20 protein-coding genes are annotated in these 19,745 nt (G+C 56.2%); 10 read left to right on the plus strand and 10 right to left on the minus strand.

The window, feature by feature from the left end; translation table 11 throughout:
- Positions 1-2: 2 nt before the first annotated feature.
- The 6 genes from Q9451_RS31955 to Q9451_RS31980 all read left to right on the plus strand — a co-directional run bounded on the left by Q9451_RS31955 (position 3) and on the right by Q9451_RS31980 (position 5,126).
- Positions 3-638, plus strand: coding sequence for a 2OG-Fe(II) oxygenase (locus Q9451_RS31955; protein ID WP_010792547.1), 636 nt, complete (start codon positions 3-5; stop codon positions 636-638).
- Positions 635-1,396 carry a hypothetical protein gene (locus Q9451_RS31960; RefSeq protein ID WP_010794330.1) on the plus strand — a complete coding sequence of 254 codons (762 nt, stop codon included), beginning with the start codon at positions 635-637 and terminating at the stop codon, positions 1,394-1,396. Before Q9451_RS31955 ends, Q9451_RS31960 begins: the two co-directional genes overlap by 4 nt.
- A 134-nt stretch (positions 1,397-1,530) precedes the next feature.
- The gene (locus tag Q9451_RS31965; protein WP_010794329.1) at positions 1,531-2,643 is read left to right on the plus strand and encodes a hypothetical protein; all 1,113 of its coding nucleotides are present in this window, start codon (positions 1,531-1,533) and stop codon (positions 2,641-2,643) included.
- A gap of 2 nt (positions 2,644-2,645) precedes the next feature.
- Positions 2,646-2,963 carry a hypothetical protein gene (locus tag Q9451_RS31970; protein ID WP_010794328.1) on the plus strand — a complete coding sequence of 106 codons (318 nt, stop codon included), beginning with the start codon at positions 2,646-2,648 and terminating at the stop codon, positions 2,961-2,963.
- Entirely contained in the window at positions 2,941-4,101 is a 1,161-nt protein-coding gene (locus Q9451_RS31975; RefSeq protein ID WP_010794327.1) for a hypothetical protein, read from the plus strand. The genes Q9451_RS31970 and Q9451_RS31975 overlap by 23 nt, the downstream gene beginning before the upstream one ends.
- A gap of 8 nt (positions 4,102-4,109) precedes the next feature.
- Positions 4,110-5,126, plus strand: a complete 1,017-nt coding sequence (locus Q9451_RS31980) for an ATPase, T2SS/T4P/T4SS family (RefSeq protein ID WP_010792542.1) — start codon at positions 4,110-4,112, stop codon at positions 5,124-5,126.
- An 86-nt stretch (positions 5,127-5,212) separates the two neighbouring features.
- Here the strand turns inward: Q9451_RS31980 and Q9451_RS31985 are convergent, their stop codons facing one another.
- Complete coding sequence (locus Q9451_RS31985; RefSeq protein WP_010794326.1) at positions 5,213-5,956, minus strand: EAL domain-containing protein; 744 nt, start codon at positions 5,954-5,956, stop codon at positions 5,213-5,215.
- 162 nt (positions 5,957-6,118) lie between these two features.
- On the opposite strand from Q9451_RS31985, the gene Q9451_RS31990 reads away from it, so the two are divergent.
- From Q9451_RS31990 to Q9451_RS32000, 3 genes are all read left to right on the plus strand, one after another.
- Positions 6,119-8,809: a PD-(D/E)XK nuclease family protein gene (locus Q9451_RS31990; RefSeq protein ID WP_057391281.1), complete on the plus strand. Its 2,691-nt coding sequence runs from the start codon at positions 6,119-6,121 to the stop codon at positions 8,807-8,809.
- Positions 8,810-8,860: 51 nt separating this feature from the next.
- A complete protein-coding gene (locus Q9451_RS31995) occupies positions 8,861-9,430 on the plus strand; it encodes a hypothetical protein (protein WP_228757885.1) in 570 nt (189 codons plus the stop codon).
- Between the two features lie 61 nt (positions 9,431-9,491).
- Positions 9,492-12,836, plus strand: coding sequence for a UvrD-helicase domain-containing protein (locus Q9451_RS32000; RefSeq protein ID WP_010794324.1), 3,345 nt, complete (start codon positions 9,492-9,494; stop codon positions 12,834-12,836).
- 9 nt (positions 12,837-12,845) lie between these two features.
- On the opposite strand, the gene Q9451_RS32005 is transcribed toward Q9451_RS32000, so the two are convergent.
- The 6 genes from Q9451_RS32005 to Q9451_RS32030 all read right to left on the minus strand — a co-directional run bounded on the left by Q9451_RS32005 (position 12,846) and on the right by Q9451_RS32030 (position 16,071).
- Entirely contained in the window at positions 12,846-13,370 is a 525-nt protein-coding gene (locus tag Q9451_RS32005; RefSeq protein WP_010794323.1) for a hypothetical protein, read from the minus strand.
- Entirely contained in the window at positions 13,367-13,588 is a 222-nt protein-coding gene (locus Q9451_RS32010; protein WP_010792536.1) for a hypothetical protein, read from the minus strand. The genes Q9451_RS32005 and Q9451_RS32010 overlap by 4 nt, the downstream gene beginning before the upstream one ends.
- Positions 13,578-14,288 (minus strand): Crp/Fnr family transcriptional regulator, encoded by a 711-nt coding sequence (locus Q9451_RS32015; protein ID WP_010792535.1) that lies wholly within the window; start codon positions 14,286-14,288, stop codon positions 13,578-13,580. The genes Q9451_RS32010 and Q9451_RS32015 overlap by 11 nt, the downstream gene beginning before the upstream one ends.
- Entirely contained in the window at positions 14,258-14,701 is a 444-nt protein-coding gene (locus Q9451_RS32020) for a hypothetical protein (RefSeq protein WP_010792534.1), read from the minus strand. Before Q9451_RS32020 ends, Q9451_RS32015 begins: the two co-directional genes overlap by 31 nt.
- A 75-nt stretch (positions 14,702-14,776) precedes the next feature.
- A complete protein-coding gene (locus tag Q9451_RS32025; RefSeq protein ID WP_010794322.1) occupies positions 14,777-15,040 on the minus strand; it encodes a hypothetical protein in 264 nt (87 codons plus the stop codon).
- Positions 15,037-16,071, minus strand: a complete 1,035-nt coding sequence (locus tag Q9451_RS32030) for a hypothetical protein (RefSeq protein ID WP_010794321.1) — start codon at positions 16,069-16,071, stop codon at positions 15,037-15,039. The genes Q9451_RS32025 and Q9451_RS32030 overlap by 4 nt, the downstream gene beginning before the upstream one ends.
- 124 nt (positions 16,072-16,195) lie before the next feature.
- Between Q9451_RS32030 and Q9451_RS32035 the strand changes: the two genes are divergently transcribed.
- Positions 16,196-16,564: a PilZ domain-containing protein gene (locus Q9451_RS32035; RefSeq protein WP_010794320.1), complete on the plus strand. Its 369-nt coding sequence runs from the start codon at positions 16,196-16,198 to the stop codon at positions 16,562-16,564.
- 450 nt (positions 16,565-17,014) lie between these two features.
- Here Q9451_RS32035 and Q9451_RS32040 read toward each other — a convergent pair whose 3' ends face one another.
- The 3 genes from Q9451_RS32040 to Q9451_RS32050 are packed head-to-tail and all read right to left on the minus strand — an operon-like array spanning position 17,015 to position 19,683.
- Positions 17,015-18,148, minus strand: a complete 1,134-nt coding sequence (locus Q9451_RS32040; protein ID WP_010794319.1) for a hypothetical protein — start codon at positions 18,146-18,148, stop codon at positions 17,015-17,017.
- Positions 18,149-18,151: 3 nt separating this feature from the next.
- Complete coding sequence (locus Q9451_RS32045) at positions 18,152-18,697, minus strand: sel1 repeat family protein (RefSeq protein ID WP_170831727.1); 546 nt, start codon at positions 18,695-18,697, stop codon at positions 18,152-18,154.
- A gap of 14 nt (positions 18,698-18,711) precedes the next feature.
- Positions 18,712-19,683, minus strand: a complete 972-nt coding sequence (locus Q9451_RS32050; RefSeq protein ID WP_031628695.1) for a DNA replication terminus site-binding protein — start codon at positions 19,681-19,683, stop codon at positions 18,712-18,714.
- Between the last annotated feature and the right edge of the window lie 62 nt (positions 19,684-19,745).

Consider the following 19,745-nt stretch of genomic DNA (forward strand, 5'->3'; position numbering starts at 1 on the left):
CCGTGGTACTGAATGACTTGTTCCGCACTGGACACTGTGTAGGCTCGATTCCCAAGGACCAAGCTGATGCGCTGCTTCGCTTGGTCAAGCAGGACACTTTCCTTCCTGACAAACCTGGAAGTCCTGACATTGCAGAGTGGGAGTCCGACGACCCCTCGAAGAATTTGAACGTGCCGCCAGAGTATCTCTCGTTCATGGAGAATCTCGGCAGCAGCCCAGACCTTGAGCACTTCCGGGCACACATGGGGGATTGGAGCAGAGTGAATGTCATGTTGCAGCGTGGACGACGTGGTGACTCTATGGGATGGCATCACGACGCATACGACCCCATGCATTTGATCTGCATGGTCTATCTCAGCGACGAGCTGTGGACCCCCGAGGACGGGGGCCTGCTTCAACTCGGTGAAGGCGATATCGACGACATGGGGTTCATCACCAAGGACATCCATGTTCACTCCTCGGTTTCCCCGAATCACGGGACGCTTGTTTGGTGCATCAACACCAATCCCCGGTGGGTTCACCAGGTCACCGCAATCAACACCGATAAGCCCAGGTACACCCTCATTGGGCAGTTCGGATATCGCGAGAACGTTATGCGGAGCACTGTACGGAAACGCTACGGAGAAGCTCTCCGATGAGCAGAAATCAGCTATCACTCCGCCGTTTCAGATTCCACGATGCCCTGATCACTTCGCCTGTGGAGTTGAGTTGGCGCGGGAGATTGCTGCGAGTAATTGATGCCTGTTTCGATGGCATCTACGGCTCATTGCACCCAGAGGTCCTGGTGGTCGGGAACGATGTTCTGGTCAGCCTAGCCCTGGCATTACATCTGGCCGAATGCGGTTTTGAGGTGCTGATAAGCCCCGATAATCTCGACATCGAATCGTGGCCTAATCCTCACTACTCTGCAAACAACCTGGCCATCTTCAGCACCTGGACTGGTGAAATGGCGGAGGTACTCGGATCTCGCTTCGGCAAGGACTTCGAGGTTGGAAGCATTGCATCAGCAATCGGCGCGCTCTGCGAGGGCTGCAAGCAGACGGGTAGAGTCTCAATCATCAAGGACACGGCACTGCAGAGTGACCGTGGATTTTGCCGCGGCGCCCCAGGCAAGCATCTGCTCTTCCCTTTAAGACCAGAGATCAGGCAGCAGGCCGGCCTTCACCCATTCTGGAAGGTCATCACCACTCGTCTGCCCTCGATTCAATTCAATCATCGGGAGCTTGAATTCGTAAGCACTGGGCTAGTGGTCCTTACCTCACACCCATCCCGGTTTCTACATCCAGAAGCATCAACTTGTTCAAGAGTTGGGCAGGCTCGAGTCAGCGTTACAGACGTTTCCGAGAAGGGCCGCCACAACGATCTACGGACAGCGCTCGCCCTGAGGATTACCTAATGCAGCCAGGCATTTCATCGTCCGGGGCAACCGGGCGAAACAGTTTTCTATTTCAGATAAACGTGACTCGACGTTGCCAGCTTCGCTGCTCCCACTGCTACATCCTTTCGGACAAAAAGGACAAGAGCCCCGACATGACGGAAGAAGAATTCCTGCATGTTGTGAGGGGGATCGTCGAGCACATGCAAGCCGATCACAACTTCTCCCAGCGCTACAACCACGTGGACATCCATGTGATTGGCGGGGAGCCTTCAATGCTAGGGGTTCGGTTCTTCGAATCCGCGCTCCCGAAAGCCAAGGCTCTGCTGCGAGGCATCCCCCAGGCCGTCGACTTTTCCATTGTCACCAACTTGGTGACTCAAGAAGCCCTTGAGGTGGCCCGTCTGTTCGATAAGGTGTCCACCAGCTACGAACGGTCAACGAGATTCAACAAGCGTAAACAGGAAGAAATCTGGCGGCGCAACGTGGTTACCCTGATGGCGGAAGCCAAGATGCCTGGGGTTTCGGGGCCGAAAGATTTCTCTGTCACCACGGCACTTGTACGGCCGGTCGTTCAAGCCGGAGCAGCTTCGATGATCGAGGAGCTGGTCGACCTTGGGTTCACCAAGATGCACTTCGGGTTCTTCATCCCGTCAGGTGACGGCGACCTCAATGCGAAACTCATCCAACCAAAGCACCGTGAGACCGCTCAGTTCTATATCGAGGCGCTTGACTGGTACCTAAAGCATCGCGAAACCATAACCGACCTCTGGATCAACCCATGTGAGTCCTGGTTGGAGGCTGTCTACCGCGGCGAGAGCTTAGATGATGTGGTTTGCCCGATTGTCCATGGGGCACTTGATATCGACTCCGATGGGCGGACTATCAGCTGCATCGAGAAAGGCGGTACGAACGATTACACCAGCCATGGGAACATCTTTGAAACGCGCGAGGTGATTCAAGGTGACGGTTCCAAGGCCGTGGAATTCGTCAATACCATTCATGACGTCCTCACCTCGCCGAGCTACCTGAAAGAAGTGGCCAATGCTAGGCGACTTCCCGCTGCCTGCCGGGCTTGCGATGAGAGGATGCTTTGCCAGGCTAACTGCGGCGTTCTTCACGAGCAGTGGAATCAGCAGGACGAGTGCCCGGGCTTCAAGACCTTCATCAAGAGGGTTCGCTTCCTGGTAGAGGAAAAGGGAGTGCGACCGAAGTCCGTATTACAGGGCGCAAACCAGCTGCCTCAGAACCTCATTGCGGTGGGCTGACCATGACCACTGACAAAGGGCCCAGTTTTCTCTCGATCTTTCCGATTCTCGCAAAGCTGCTGTTCTCGTATGGGAAGCGTTTGCTGAGCGTTGACACACTCGTGAGCCTGGAAAAGAAAACGGGAGTGGGTTCAGGTGAGCGCACTCCTGAGGAGATAGCCCTGGACCAGGCGCTGGAACGTAACCCACATCAGTTGCAGATCAACATGGAACCTGGCCACAAACCGACACCAAGCATTGCACAACTGCTTGAGCAATCTGCCGGTGACCGCCTGGTAGTAAACGAGGAGGCCATCCGTGCTGCCCGTAACCCAAAGTGAGCCATTTGAAGGTCTCACGGACACAATTGAGAACGGGTATTTCGTTTTCACCTTGATGCCGTCGTTGTACTGCCCTTACAACTGCAAGCATTGCTACCTGAGCAAGGAACAGCGCAGCGACAAGACTCTGATGTCGCTCGACGACTTCAGGATGGTTTGCAGGAAGATTCACATCTACTTCGAGGAGCAGCAGCCGCCCCGCCGGACGATCATCGCCTACAACTACGGCGGTGAGCCCACCGCAGCGGGCCCTGAATACTTCCTCGCCTACTCAAGAATCATGGATGAGGAGCTGCCGGCATCGGTCGGCTATGAAGTCCGCCATGTGATGCTCACCTCGATGCTTGGTGTGGACCTCGATGTTTGGGCGCCAATCTGGCAAGAGCACTGTAATGGCTATGTTCAGACCTCCTACGACGGAGACATGCGCTCCAGCAACTACGTACGTAAGTGGGAGGCCAAGGTACGTGAAGCAGTCGGCCGCGGCTTGAAAGTGGCCACGATCAGCGTGGTCAACTCTGCCCTGCTGGAACAAGGCGCATCCCGGACACTGGATTTGCTTGCCGAACTTGGAGTCGAGGAGACTGGTTGGTTGCCCTTCATGCTGAACGAGCAGAACGATAGGCCGGGCCAATACGATCGCTTCGCCCCAACCATGACTGCCTTCAACGACTTCATGATCGAGATGCTCAACCACTGGTACAGGGGCAAGGTCCAGGGGTTGAAGATGCCAAGCATTGGTGAGGCTCATTTTGCAGTCGATCGCGCCGGCGGCGGCGACCTTAGCAACATGGCAGGTCAGACCCTGTTTCTACTCCCTGACGGAGAGTTTGTACTGCCCAACTATCGGGATGGATGGAAGGAGTACATGCACTCCTTCGGCAACATCCTGAAGCCGGAGACAACGTTCCGAGACATCCTCTGCTCTCGGGAGAGGATCTTGTACATGCGCCGACAGAGCACGCGGAACAACAATCCCGAATGCCGGCACTGCGAGTACAGGAACGCATGCCTGTTGGAGTTCGCCAAACCCAATAAGCCCAACGATGAATGCTTCGGTGCGAAGCGCTTCGTTGCGCACGCTATTGCTCGCAACGGTATCGAGCCGCTGTTGAGCGGTCCCGTCACGCTGTATTAGGAGATTCCATGCTACTTAAACCCAAGGAGTTCGACGCCGAAGCGTTTGCCAAGGAAGCGACGAACATCACACTCAGCGAGCGCACCATGGAGATGGTCGACAACTTTGGCCAGGTCCATAGTCCGGAGATCCTGCCGATCTGGAAGGATTTCTATGAAAAAATGCTAGCGGAAAAAGGGAAGGGGAATAAGCGCAAATCTGCTGACTTCACGATCCCCTTTAATGGTTACCGTTACCGCTGCAACCTGGCCAATTCAATGGATGGTTGGGTAATCGCGATGCGCCGCCTGCTCCAAGGAAAGCTGAACTTCCAAAAGGACCTGAAACTCGATTACAACGTCGTAAAGTCCCTCATGAAAGGTGCGGGCTTGACGCTATTCGCAGGTGTGATGGGTTCGGGTAAATCCACAACCATGTTCTCAGCTCTGGAGAATATGGACCCTCTCGAAAGAGGTCTACTCGGTACCTGTGAAGACCCCATCGAGTACATCTTCGAAGGCGGTGGCGTCATTCAGCGTGAAGTCGGAGAGCACGTAGAAAGCTTTGAGCAGGCCATCCGGGACTGTGTCCGGCAGAACCGAAAAACCATCATGGTCAGCGAGATTCGAGATCCTGAAACGGCCAATGCCGCGCTGCTAGCTGCATCGACCGGTCACTCGGTTTTCGCGACTATTCACGCTGATAGCGCACCCGATGCGTACACCCGGATGCTGGCGCTGGTTGATCCCCGGTATGAAAGACTTGTCCCACAGACACTGCGCGGAATCTTCTGGCAGCACATGTTGCGCTTCTCGGACGGGCAGCGTGCTCCACTCCCCATCTATGAGTCGATCGAGGTGACTGGGGCTGTGCGTCAGATTCTGCAGGGTGGTCCGGAGAAGCTGCCTATGCTGGCGAACGAGATGAAGCGCCAGGGGCGGCGGAACATGGCGGAAACCGCCATGGCATGGGTGACAGCCAATAAGGTGTCGCGAGAAGAAGTACGCGAATTCACAGATCGTCGTGGACGAATCAATGAGCTCTAACTCATAGCTACAAGGCAGGGACGCCTAGCTTACTGGCATACAAACCATATCGATGACCTGTATCACTTCGGTGTTTTCCTGGCCAGCTACCTGAGGAGGCACTCTGGAAGTCCAGGGCGGCCAAAGTAGAAGCCTTGGCATAAATCGATCTCCAGGGCCTTAGCAATTTCAAGCTCAGCTGCGTCCTCAATCCCCTCGAGTACCACACGTTTCCCAGCCGCCCTGCAGTCACGCACAAGCTTCTCTACCTCACCCCGGACTACAGGGCTCTCAGCGATTTCTCGTGTGGTCCGACGTGACAGCTTGCAACCGGTCACAGCGCGGTTCATCAAGAGTTGCCTCTTTGCGAATCCATCCCTCATGTCATCCAGCATCACAGGCATCGCCTTGAGGTTGAGACGCTCCAAACCTTTAACGATTTTGTAGGCATCTCCATCCGCGGATTCAGTGATTTCGAACGTCATTCGAGATGTGACTTCGTGTCGGTCAAACTCCGATATTGCGTGCTCAATGAATCGGATATCGCTGACGGAGATCTGCGAGGCGTTCACCCAGAGATGCACATTCGGAAACGCTCCAGCGATCCGAGCTGCATGAGAGACCACCCACCTATCCAGGTCGACAATCGAGCCATCAGCCTCCGCGCTTGCAATCAGACGCGCGGGGGCAGCTAACTGAGTCCCTTCGACCACACGGAGCAAACACTCATAGGCAATAGCTGAGGGATGGCGGTTGCCGAGGTGCATAACTGGTTGGACAACCAGAGCGAGCTCCAAGTCAGGCCCTGCACAAGCTTCTACAGCAATACTTCGGGGACGGCTGATCATCATGATAGGGGAATCGCTTTGGCTCTTTCCCCAATAGTGGAAATCGACTGCCCCAAATCCGGTGGTCGGGCGTGAAAATCTGCATGCGAAACTGGTTCGCCCGACGGCTGGTGGCACAGCAGACGGTCGTTAATCTGGCTCCATCCACTGTGGAGACCAGAACAGATGAAATTCCTGAAAGAGTTGAGCGACCTGAACGAAGGCACCCTGGTGCTGACATCTACCGAGCGGGTTGCCCGTCACCTGAGGCTACAGTCGGCATTGCTGCAGTCCATGTCCGGCAAAAAAGCCTGGTTCAACAAAGGGCGAATTCAAACCGTCACGTCCTGGATTGAAAATGCGTGGCTCGAACTGATGCCGGCAGAGCAACTACTGTATCCGGTACAGGAACTGGCAGTGGTGAAGGGCCTCGCAGATAGCTCCGGCCTGATGCCAGCAACTCTGATTTCCTCTACTGCGACCTCTCGCCGTATTGGTAGCGCGTACTCCGAAGCCCTCAAATACCAGATCCCGATGGATCAAGAGCGGTTCCGGTTCAAGCGCGAGCTGGAAGTCTTCTGGCAACTGCAAGAAATGCTTCGTCGGGAGTGTTCCTCCCAGGGCGTTGTCTTCCGAGCTCAGCTCCCAGGCTTGCTGCTGAATGCGGTTCAAGAAGGGCTGGTTGAGCTTCCAAACAAAATTGTCATTGTCGGTATCCTCGACATGAACCCTGCAGAGAAAGTGCTCTTCCAGGCAATTGCTGCTCGTGGTGTCGAAGTGGAAGAAGTGGATGTCGCCGGTGACCGCTCCACACCCCGACTGATCCGTGCAACGAACCAGGGCGATGAGTTCACGCTCGTTGCAGAATGGGTGAATAATCACCTCTCACCTTACGTTGACACTCCGCTCGCTGCGCCCCAACTTGCGATCCTGGTACCGGATATCCGGAACTTCCAAGCGCCGCTGATTGAGGCACTTTCACTGCACTGCAGCCCGGCAACGCTGATTCCTGGCGAGTCCGATTCTGATATGCGGACTCCATGGGATATCTCCAGTGGCGCGACCTTGGGCAGTCGCCCTCTGGTCCGTGCCGCTATGGACCTTCTGTCCATCACTCCTCAAGAGGCGGACTCCGAGGCCTTCAGTCGTGTTCTGCGCTCGCCGTGGATCGGCGGTGAAGCTTCTGAAGGCCGCGCGCGTGCATTGCTGGATATCTGGCTGCGCGACAACATGGGCCTTTCCATGGGGGGTGAGGACTTCCTCCGAGCAATCGGCGTATACAAAGGTGATGCAGTACCTGACTTCCGGGAACGCTTCGCAGGCTATCTGGCTGGCCAGGTCAATGGAGAGACGAAGCGTTATCCGTCGGAATGGGCGGAGCAGTTCAGCCAGGCGTTGGTAGGGATGGGCTGGCCGGGAAGCAAAGAACTGGACTCAGCCAACTTCCAGACACTGAAGGCCTGGGACGAGGCACTGACCCTGTTCCGCACCCTCGACACACAGCTTGGTCGTGTGGAATATCCACGGGCGTACATGTGGCTGCGGGAAATCATCGATACCCGACAGTTCCAACCGCGTATCTCGCACGTGGCCCCGGTTTCGATCCTGGGGTATGAGGATGCAATCGGCTTGCACTTCGACGCAGTGTGGGTACTGGGGGCATCGAGCACTGTGTTGCCCGCCAGAGTGGAGCCTTCCCCCTTCCTGCCGCTGGAGCTCCAGGTGGCGGCTGGGATTCCAGGCGCCTCCAGTGAGGGCGCCTTGGCTCGGGCAGAGAAGGTGGTCGCAGCACTGCTGAGCACGAGTGCTGATGTAACAGTTTCCTGCCCCAGTCATAACGACAAAGGCGCCTCGGTGTCTTGTAGCGAACTGTTCGGCTCCTGGCCAGCAGCAGCCCCTTCCGTCCACACTCATGGGCTGTTTGTCGACCAGCTGTTGGGAATCCTCGATCGCAGCCAGGTGGTCCCTGAAACGGTCGCCCCCGTATCCGCTGATGAGCTCGCCTGGATCAAAGGCGGGGTGAGAATCTTCAAGGACTATGCAGAAGCCCCCTTCCTGTCCTTCGCTCGAAATCGACTGCGCGCCGAAATGTTCCCGGAGCCTGTTATCGGTCTCGACCCACGCATTCAGGGAACCATGGTGCACCTGGTGCTCGAATTGTTCTGGACTGACGTTCGGACCTCGAAAGCGTTGAAGGCGATGAGTCACGACCAACTGCTGGACAAGATACGCGATACGGTTGCGAAAGCATCGGAGCAGTTGCTAAACAAACTGGTCTGGCGCTACGGAAAGCGTGTTATCGCGCTTGAGCGACTGCGCCTGGAATCACTGATCAATGACTGGCTCTATCTGGAGTCGAAGCGCACCCACGACTTCGAGGTCCTCGGCTTCGAGGAACCACATGACATTGCAGTTGGGCTGGTAAACATTACCGTCAAGGTCGACCGGCGTGACCGGATTTTCCTGACCGAGGATGAAACTGAGTTCAGGGACGTGGTGATTGACTACAAGTCTGGAGCTTCGATGAGGATGACCAGCCTGAACGCTGACACTCTTACGGAGCCTCAACTGCCCATCTACGCGACCAAGATTGACTTCCAACAGAATGGCGGAAAGCGCATCGACGGTATCGCGCTGGCACAGGTCAACAGCAAGAGCCTGGGGTTCCATACCCGATCCAATTTCACGGGTGAGCTGGCACCAAGGACCGGCAAGCATAGTGGTGTGGATACCGAGGGCGCATGGGATGGCCAGTGCGAGGCGTGGACGAATGCGTTGGATGAAATGAGTCAGGGCTTCACCGACGGGGAAGCCTGGCTGCAGAATGGAGCACCGCTTCCCATGGGATATGAGTATCTCGGTATCCTGACCCGCTAATCCCGTCCCCTGGTCCATAGGACCAGGGGAACCTCCCTTGAGAACCAAATCGTGGAACAAACCTCATCACCAGAAATGCTCTGTCAGTTTGCGGAGATGGCTCTTTCCTTTCTTCGCGACATTGGCCTTTCAGTGGAAGTCGTCCCTGGGGCTGCCGGGTTTATCGATCACGTCAGGATCAAGGATGGCGGCCTCCAGATAGATCCGCGCTGCCCTGCATCTGGGCTCCTACATGAGGCTGGGCACTTGGCGGTGGTCCCAAAACGCTACCGCCACTGGATGTCTGGGAACCTCTATGCAAGCTTCAACCGAATGCTCAAAGATCCTGAGTTTCTGGCGCAGGAGCCGGACAGCCCTCTCTACCGTGCAGTGATCCAGGCAACTGACCCTGAGGTTACAGCCTGGGCCTGGGCGGCAGGGCGATTCCTGGGAATCCCGCCAGAGGTAATAATCCAGGACGACGAGTACGACGGTTCAGGTCGGAACATCAGGATTCTGTTACAGGCCAACTCCTACATAGGCATCAACGGCCTTTCCCATGGTGGCTTCTGTGTACGGCGTAAGACTCCGTATAGAGCGCTACCGCAGTATCCTGAGCTCGCTTTTTGGCTTCAGCCGTAAGGGGTGGTGGCACACAAAGCGGTCGTTAATCTGGCTCCATCAATCGAACGGAGCCACACTGATGACCGCTTTCCAATCCCTACCTGCGATCCCGCACCTTGAGCCGATCTTTGCAGCCATTGCAGCTGCTAATCCTCATGACGGCCAAGCCCGGGCGGACTCCATCGACCCCCGTCGCTCGCTGGCACTCCTCGCCCCCGCAGGATCAGGAAAAACCACTCAGCTCCTCTTCCGCATGCTGGCCTGCCTCACGGTAGTAGAGCGCCCGGAAGAGATTCTGGCTATTACGTTCACTACGAAGGCTGCCGGCGAGATTCTGGAGCGCGTGACCAGTGCCCTGGCCCTGGCTGCCGCAGGAGTGGAACCGGTCCAAGCTCACGATAAGCCGTTGTACCAGCTCGGCCGCCTGGTTCTCGAACGTGATCGGCTGCTGGGCTGGAACCTGATCCTGAACCCGTCTCGCCTGCGCATCATGACGTTCGATGCCTTCTGCGCCTACCTGGCCGGCAAAACTCCGATCATGAGTGGACTGGGTGGCGGTAAAACCGTCGAGGACCCTGCGTTGATCTACCGCAGCGCGATTCTTGACACCCTTGGCAGCGTGAACTCGGATGACATCCCTGAAGAGCTCCGTGAAGCGCTGGAAGCAGTGCTCACCTTTGCCCGCAACCGTTTCGAACTGCTGGTGCCGATGTTCTCGGCGCTGCTCTCCAAGCGCGATCAGTGGGCCGGCGAGATCATGACCTTGGACATCCCAGGCATGGAGCTGGCGATCGCTGAAATGGTTGCCAAGCATGCCGCCGAGGCCATCACGGTACTGGGCGGCTCTCCGTTGACTCAGGCGATGGACATCCTGCAGCACGCTTCCGGGGTATACGATGGTTTCGCGTGGGCAGCCCAGCGTCCCGTTTTGGCCATCAACCAGACCTCCCTGGACTATCTGCGCGGGTTTGCCGGGTTTGCTCTTACAAGCGAAAACACTCTTCGCAAGTCCGTCAACGTGAAGAATGGCTTCCCCGCAGGCGAGCCGCTCACCAAGGACATGAACGCCCTGCTCAAGGGGCTGAAGGACGATCCAAAGGTGGAGCTCTACAGCGAAGCCTTGGTCACCCTCAAGACTCTCCCAGACCTGCAGTACCCCCAGGGCAGCGCCGCGATGTGTCAGCACTTCACAGTGATTCTGCGCTACCTGCTCGCGAACCTAACCCTCACCTTCGATGGCACCGCCACGATCGACTTCCAGGAAGTCGCTCAGCGCGCAATTCAGTCCTTGGGCTTCGGTGACGAAGTCGGCGACGCTCTGTTGGACGAGGACCGTATCAACCACCTGATGGTGGACGAGTTTCAGGATACTTCGCCCTCTCAGTTCGAGCTCCTGCAGCGCCTGGTCGCACACTGGGAAGACGATGACTCGCGATCGGTATTTTTCTGTGGTGATGGTTTCCAATCCATCTACCTGTTCCGAGCAGCAACCGTGGAGCTGTTCATCAACATGGTGATGAGCAAGGTGTTCGGCCCGAAGTCTCTGGAGATTCACCGCCTCACTGTCAATTTCCGCTCTGCGCCGGGTGTGGTGGAGTGGAATAACCGAGCCTACGGAAAAGTGTTCGCCAAGTCGGACTTTCCTTTCGTGCCGTCGATTCCGTTTCGAACCGTGGACGGGGGCGTGCATATTCGGCCCATCACCACTGGCCCCATTGGTGAAGCTCAGGAGGTGGTGAATATCATCAAGGAGGCCCTGGCCAAGAACCCGGAGCAGACCATTGCTATCCTGGTACGTGGCCGGTCTCACCTGAAGCACATCCTGCCAGCCCTGAAGGAAGCCGGAATTCCTACGGCTGGCCAGAATATCGATCCGATCGCCGAATCTGCCCCTGTGTCTGAAGTAATCGCGTTGATCCGCGCCCTCTGGCACGCAGCTGATCGTACCTCGTGGTTGGCAATGCTCCGTTCGGCGTTCGTAGGCCTTTCGTGGGACGATTGCCGGATCATTGCTCAGGGCGGCAAGGTGATCCGTGGTGCCCTGAAAGATGATCAGCTGATTGCCACTCTGAGCCCAGATGGCCAAGTGCGTGTTGAGCGCCTGAACAAGGTAATGGAGCGTATCGAACGCTCCGCGCGCGGCACTGAGTTGGTTTGGGCCGCGAAAGCCGCCTGGGTTGCCCTGGGCGGCCCTGCTACCGTTGATTCCGTCGAAATGGCTGATGTGGAGACCGTCTTCCGCGTGCTCGCTCAGCACACGAGCAACGGGGCCCTGCAGGACCCGCAAGCGTTCTTCCGTGCCCTGGATAACCTCTACGCATCCCCCAAAGCAGGGGTTGTCCAGGTCATGACAATCCACAATGCCAAGGGCCTCGAATACGATAGCGTCATCCTGCCAGGCCTTAATCGCACCGGTGCAACCGACGACACACCGCTGTTCTACTGGCGCAACCTGGCCGGCACCTTTGCCCTGGCCCCGAATGTTGGTGACCAAGACGAATCCTCTCCAGAGAGCCGGCTTTTCAAGTTCATCGGTCGACAAGTCAAGAAGGACATCTTGGATGAGGTGTCGCGCCTGGCGTACGTGGGTACTACCCGCGCCAAATGCGATTGCTACCTGCTGGCGGCTGTCGACAAATTCGACGAGGACAAGCCGATCCGAGTAGCTTCCGGTTCGCTGCTGAGCTGCCTCTGGCCTGAGCTTGAGGAGGACTTCTACGAGGCTGAACCGGGTGTACCCATTACTGCTGACGTGTCAGTAGAGGTTCCCTCGAAGGCGCGACTGAGCGCATCGTTCACCGTCGAACTACCGCGCGGCATCTTCATCCCTGCGGCGAGTAACGATCAGATCCCGACCGAGAACGAACTGGCAGACGAGTTGAGGGAAGAGGAGGGTAATGACTACCGAGCGAAGACCATCGGGGTTGTTTATCACCGAGTCGTCGAGTTGATTTCCAAAGAAGGGATCGAGGCCTGGAGCATCGAGCGGTTGCAAACCAAGAAACAGGCGATCGCCGCACTTCTGCGTCGTGAAGGTTATCCCGCCGCTGAAGTCCCTGCTGGTGTTGCGCGAATCCACCACCTGGTGGAGCGGACTATCAGCAGCACCCATGGTCGGTGGATTCTCAAAAAGCGGGAGAGTGGTGGCCAAGAAGTCCAGGTCAGCTCCTACCGAAACTCGCGGTGGGTGCATCGATACCTGGACCGTCCCTTCGTTGATGATGGGGTGTACTGGATCATTGACTGGAAAACACCGGACTGCCCGGAAGGAATGCCTGTTGAGCAGTTCCTCAGCCGGGAAGTGAATCGCTATGCGCCCAAAATGCGGGAATACAAGCAGGCGGTCCAGGATGCCGGGGTCACCCTGCCAGTGAAGCTGGCGCTCTTCCTGCCGGCAGTAGACCGCCTGGTTGAGGTGGCCTGAGACCTGAGGTCAGAAGCGCTCCAGTTTGAATGGTAGCGAGAACCGGAATCTGGAAAGGAGAGGGCGCGAATTAAGCGCCTTCTTCTTTTTCATCGAGGCAAGAACCTCAGCTCGGAGTTGAATCAGGTTGGAGAACAACTCGGGGTGGTGCTCGATCTCCAGAATCTTGTCCTTGAAAGCGAGGATTCCAAGCACATTGTTGGAGGTGAATTCGGCCCGGGCGATACCGATGTAGAGCACGATCTGAAAATACTCCCTCGGCCGGACACGCCTGGCCCATCGCCGACTCTTGAACTCGCCGACGATGATCCTACCGCTACGCTTATGGCGGAAGATTGCGTCAGGCTCCCCACCGACACCACGCCAGCGAATTCTCTTCCTTGCATGCCCTTTCCCAAGATCGGAGCTGATTAACTCGTAAGCTGCCGGATCAAGACCGAAAGCCCGGAAAATATCGTCCTTGGATTTTCCTTTGACGGCGAGGTAGAGGAAAAATGCGGCTAACAGTACAGAAATGACTATGATTAGGTTCATTGAGGTAGAACCTCGAAGTAGATCAGAGCAGCGATGAGCAGGCCGGCACCTATGAGGAAGGCGAGTTTGCTCGGTGCCTTGCCGATAGTCTCATGAGCGCGATTACCGTAGCGGGTAGCTTTTGCGTTGTAGGCTTTACCGCCAGCCCTGATGTAATCGTCCGGTGACTCAGCGTATGCAGCGATTTTGCTTACCGCAATATTGGCTTCAGTCGGCATTGAGGCCCTCCTTGCCATGTGCAAAGAAGAAACGTTTGTAGCCGCTGAAGACAACCAGTCCCTTTTCCTGGAACAGGTGGAAGGCACGAGAAGCTGAGCGGCGTTCCACGCCCGCGAGGCGGCGGATTTCTTCCCTCGTGGCCTTCACCTCTACACCACCCGGCCGGTGCGCGACATCGGGGTGGGAAGCCAGATTCACGACTACACGCCAGATCTTGTCCTGGTCCTTCATTTGCACCGTCGAAGCAGCGGTTGCGTGCTTGGTCAGAAGGTTCAGCTCGGCCGCCATCAGCACGACCTCACTGTTCTTCATGTCGTTCATGAAGGCGTTGAACTTGTCCTTCGATACTTTCAGGAGCGAAGCGCTCCCTCGGACCACATAGGTGAATTTCAGGTCGGTATGTCGGGAAGGAACGATGATGTCGCCGCGCCGCAGTGTGTCAATGAATAGCGGTTTCAAGTTCGGGTCCGGCGGGACGGTCGAAACAACCATCGTCCCGTTGAGGAGGATGTAGAAGTCACCGTGATTTGCGTCGATTTCAATGCCGGCTGGGTGGTCGACCACTCGGCCGTATTGGTGCGCCATCATTAACCAGCTAGCCCAGCTACCCGCGGTCAGCGAGGAACTCTTGAACCAGCTGGGTTCTGGCGTGGAGAGTACCGACACAGTCACTTGTCGCTTGGCTGTGCTGTTTGGCATTTGGCAGGGTCCTTCAGTTCGTATTGCGCTTGGTACGTCTCTATCCGCAGGTTCACCCCTGATGGAACGGGTAAGGCGATCAGAGACGCTACAGCGATGGACGTGGGGTTCATTACCAGAAGGACATTTCTGAGTCGCTTCGCTTCAGGAATGCGGAGCCCCTTCTGGCCCTTACTCACCATTTCTCGAAGGAAGACATAGCGCCGGCGCTCAGTTTTCAGCGCCAGGGGTCCCCTGACCTGTACGCCCTCAATGGAGAGGAGGGCATTCTTGATCAGAGTTGCAGCTTGTCGAACGGTCTGGATGTGCAAGCCGTCGATAACGACGTAGAAGCTGTCGGCGCGAAATTGGCTTCGCTTCGCTCGGGGCGAGGCCAGGTCCCAAGCAACATGGGTTTTTGCTTCCACAAGCATTCAACGAGCCCCTCGAGGCAGTCAGTTTCCCTAATAGTGGAAACTGACTGCCCCTATTTCAGGGTTTCGTGAAAATTATTGTTGGTAGGTCAGCGCCTTGCGCGCGTGATAGACGGCTTTTTCAAAGGAGCGTTGGCTTCCACGGATGCGCAGCACATCCAGTACCCGCGGGTTTCGCCTGACCTGGATGCTTTTGGGCCCAGCCAGCATCCCCAACACCAGGTCATAGCTATCGAGTAGAGCTCGATCATCCAGTTCGAGCACAGCGGTGAGGGTTTTCTTGTGCCGGTCGAGCGCCGTTTCGATCGCAGCCTTTTTCCAGGACTCCAACAGCTTCACTGGTGATTCTCCATTGCTCTGAATTGCTTGCCGTACTTTATCCGGTACACCCGGGCCTGGTGCATGAAAACCACCCCCAGTCCGCCGAAAAACCAGACCAGCGCAAAAGGCGTTGCGAAAGAGAGTAAGGCTGAGCTGATCACATTGTGGGCCTCTGTTGGGTATTCGTCGTCGACGACAACGCGGTAGAGCTCGTGATTCTTGTACAACGTAACCAGCACTTTCTGGTTGGCGTCAACTCCTCGGAAAACCTCTACGTCACCTCGGTCAACCACACTCAGCCAGCCGGTCAGACTCGTTGTTGCATTGCCCACCGACTGCAGCACTTGGGTGATGGACTCAGTCGAAACGTGTTTGGCGATCGAGCTGACCGGAACCGCATCACCCACCCACTCGAAACAAGTGATGGGGAGATGATCGCACTGAAAGCGGAAACGGCCTTCGTAGGTAGCAGTGAGTTCCTTCTGGTAAGTCAACCGTTCGTTCAGCAAGTGCTGCTGGATGTAGTAGGGGAAGATGAAATGAATCCACCCCTGAAATGTGACGAAAACGCAGATGAAAAAGGTGATGTGGATACGAAAGAAGGACTTGAATCCCCCTAATACAAACCTGACCAACAATGATCCGAACACGAGAGCCATCATGAACACGTCTCCGCGCTGGCGCTCGCTGGAAGAAATCTCATGCCCAAATAGAAGGCAGATCTGTTGCCACAGCTTGTTCCAAAGGTTGAACTCCTCTTGACAGATCGCAAGCACGAAAATGATCAGCAGCCAAGTCAAGTCGACAGTCCTGCGGAAATGACAGTAGATCCCACACCACAACGCCGTGAAGAAGATGAAAACCCCAAAGTCTTCCAGCACCTGATTCAGCGTCAGGTCACGCCAGCTCCCATCACTGGGAATCGAGTTCAGCGCCGAAACAAGAGCAAACACGACCAGGAATAGTGGGGCATGGAGCTGCCAAGGGATGATGTGAGAGCGGGTAGACCAGGTCCTGGGCCAAGTGAGGAAAGAGGAAATCGCGGGCATAGCTTTTGGCTCGAAACGTTGGAAGCCATTGATACTATGGAGTTCCTGTACAGCTACCAGCCAAATTGCCCTCGGGATTTTCGGTCGCTGATGCACCCAAGAAGTACGAAATGAGGACGTTTGAATGACGGCAGCCAATCGTCGTTATACGCGGTACGCGATTCCAGAGAACTCACTGCAAAAACAACAGATCAAGACCAAGGGGGTGCTCGGTTTCCTTGCGGGGTGGGGAGATTGCCGGGTGCGCGACATCTCCTACGCCGGCGCGCTGGTTCTGACGGACAAGAAAATCGGGATCGGTGATCAGGTGCTGTTGCGCCTGACCGAAAAGGATGGCGGGGTGATGGATTTCGAAGGCACCGTTGCCAACTGCTCTAAGGACCCGATCACCCACCAGTTCCGAGTTGGGGTAGCCCTAAGTGAGCCCGAGGCGGACCGTCGCGAAAAAGGGTTCCTGCTGCAGCTGCAGGATCGGTACCGACCAGTGGCCTAGATGAATAAAATGCCCGACTCATGGAGTCGGGCATTTATAAGTCGGGGAAACGCGCGCACCACAGACGATGTTGAGGGGGGGGGTGTCTTAGGATAGGGACCTAATGCGTTTCCCCAAAAAGCAAAATTCAGTACCTCTGCCATGGCAGAAGGGACAAGGCGTAGCGTTAAGCGACACATTTGCCCCTGTGCCCACATTTTCACCGAAGCGGAAGCCTGTGAGAAGGCCAATAGCCTTCATTTCAGAATCAATTTAGCAGAAATTGAGGTTCTGTCTCAGACTGAGCATTCGAGATCAACAGATGACATCAGACGCAACCGACTAAACACACCATTTCGTCGGCGATTCACTCTGCCCGGGCATGACCTACGACCGTCGTGGCCTGAAAAAGTTCCATGAGCCGAGTTTCGCATGCGAAACTGAAAACGCCCTCAGGGAGGGCGTTAGGGGCTAAGCTCGGGCTGGACTGCCGAAGATTCGCTTGAGAAGCGGGGCCCGCTTCTCCTCTTCGGGAATCAGCGGGATAGCCCCATAGCGCGCCCCGGATGCAGCCGAGTAGTAGAGGAACTGCATTCTGTCCCCTTTGAGCCCTACGTAAGGCGCCGCCTGGACGATAGCCCGGTTCATCTCAGCATTCGCAGTCTGAGCCATTTGCAGATCGAACCCGAAGATCAGTCGGGTTTCGAAATGGTCCCACTGCGATGCCTTGAGGACCGGGGCCATGAGCACAACGTTGATGCCCTGGCTGCTTGCTAAACGCAGGCCTGCCTGGAAGCTCGCTGAATCCTCATCGATATTCAAGCCGTCCAGGATAATAGAGCGGCCGGCCGGTGAATTCTTCGTCAACGCTGCGACATGAGGCGCAATGATCGCTTCAAGCGAATACCGTTCTGCAGGAACGATCGAGACAGTGAGACAGGCATCCTTTGCACGAGAGCCGAGTATCAGCGAACTCAGGTCTTCAGATGCAGCGTGTCGCATCACCAGGTGGTTGCGGCTGTAGTGATTGATGTAGCTGTCACCGTCCACCCGATCTCGAACGATGATCACCTGCAGCCCATTCAGCTTGTTCAGGATCGCCTCTTGATCGATGTAGCGGCTGGCCAACTTGGCATCGGGTTGGGCTACCAAGGTATGCCCATGATATCCCCGACCCATGATCACCTGAGAGTTCGCCATGTAGCCATAACGGTTCTTGAACTTCAGAAGAGTTTCGGGCTTGTCATCGTTTGGATCGATCGGATCGTTCTTCACATACGTCACCAGGGCGTCGAAGTTGCCAAAGTTGTACATGGTTGCCACCAAGTTCTTCGGCGGGATCTGCTGGTGAACGGGCTCAGGGCCAGGCAGGGTGAGGTTCAAGACCATGCGCATGAACTCGACCATTTGTTGAGGTCGTTCAAGCTGAAGAATCTCCGCGGGAGTGCGAATCGCCTGGAGCCCAGGGATTTCTGGACCGAAGGTGTCAGAGGTGCTGCTGTAACTCTCGCGTCCATAGGCCCGGGCGACTATGGCTTCAGCCTGGGACAACGACAGGCCGAAGGCCAGTTGGTCGACAAGGCGTTTGCACTGAATTTGGTACATGAATCAGGAGTCCAAAAGCGTAGAGAGTGGTTGGTTGCGCTCGACAAAGCTGAGATAGGCTTCGTGCAGCTTCATATCGGAATGGTCAGTAATCGCGCCTGCTAGCAGGCGGTATGCCCTGCGGAGATCAGGAACGATGTCAGCTGTACCGTTCTCCAGGAGCTTTACCAGCTCGAGGATCGCCGTCACGTATCCCGCAGTGGCAGCACGTTCGATGAGATTGAGACCGAGCATGGGGTCCGCATCGGGTCGTTTACGAAGAAGGTTCTGCATGCCGAATGAGTAGAGGGCGACCTTCGAGGGGGGATTGGTCACACACGCCAATCTGAGCCAGTGATCGCTCTTGACCTGATCGACTTCCACGCCAATCCCCTGATTCAAGCACCGGGCAACCTGGAACATCGCATCGCTGCTTCCCTCCTCGGCAAGCTCCAGCAAGTCGCGGTACGCATTCCCTCGGCAGCGATCATCATTGGATGAGAGATCTCTGGTGAGGCTGGCAAGCCGCAGGAGGGTTTCTCGGCTCTTGGTGTCTACTGCACGGCTCAAATTCGTGTTCCCTATCATTCTTGCGCTGCTCGCTTGTTGCGCCCACGGCTACGTGATTCAAACGCCCCAAAAGCCCTGTGCTTCACGTCGTACTGGTGAACGTTCATTCCCGGTACGCGAGGCTCTGGTTCCAAAAGCGCTCGGATCGAGCGCTTCTTTTTTTCTTCCATTGGGCAGTAGTTCTTTAAAGGCTTTATGAGCGGCCGGGCACAGGAAACGTCATAAACGAACGGCACCGGTGCAGAGCAGATGTACGGCTCAATGTCTCCATCGGTCACCCTTGCCCGTACATGGGGAGTACCTAGTCGATGAACCGCTACCTGTTCATCAAGAGGCAATTCCTCAAGCTGTTCAAGCGAAAGCAGCACGCTGCTTTCCACCGAGCCTTGAACTACCTCGTCGCGAGATGGCCGGTGGCCAAAGGTGGCATGAAGCTCGTCTTCACAGACCTTGATCAGGTCTCGCACCAACCATCGCTTCGTTATCGAGCCCGTATCCCAGTAGAAGCGAATCAGCTGGGGGTCATGCAGAATCGGGGTTACCCGCATAGCCTGCAGGCTGGATATGCCGTAGTGATCTTTCGCTTTCCAGATCCGCTTCCGCTCAGCAGGCTTGGCCTTCTCGATCAGGTCGAACAGATGCATTCGAAGCCTATTGGTTTCGCGGATTCGATCCAAAGCCAATGCGGGCAGACCTATGGCACCAGGAGAGCGAAGAGTTTCCTTGGCACTTTGCCCCTCACCCAGCCAAATGGTTGTCAGGGTTTCAATGGCAAGGGAAATGCCCGTCTCGCCATCTGGCGTGGCGATTTCGATCCCAGCATTCTTGTCAACCGTAGGAGACTTCCTGAGAGGCACCTGGAAAAGGGCGTCGATCCGGATATGTGCTTTCGATTTCTCCAGCAAGAAGGCCAGTTCCTTGAGTGACTTGTCCAGGGTTGGTATCAGCTCCCTGCATTCTTCTTCGATGGTCCGGGGGAAGCTCATTCGCATACACCGTTTAGTTTGATATCGACACTTTAACGGCCGAGAAAGGGAAGTGAAGGCAT

Source organism: Pseudomonas sp. NY8896, from assembly GCF_039634505.1.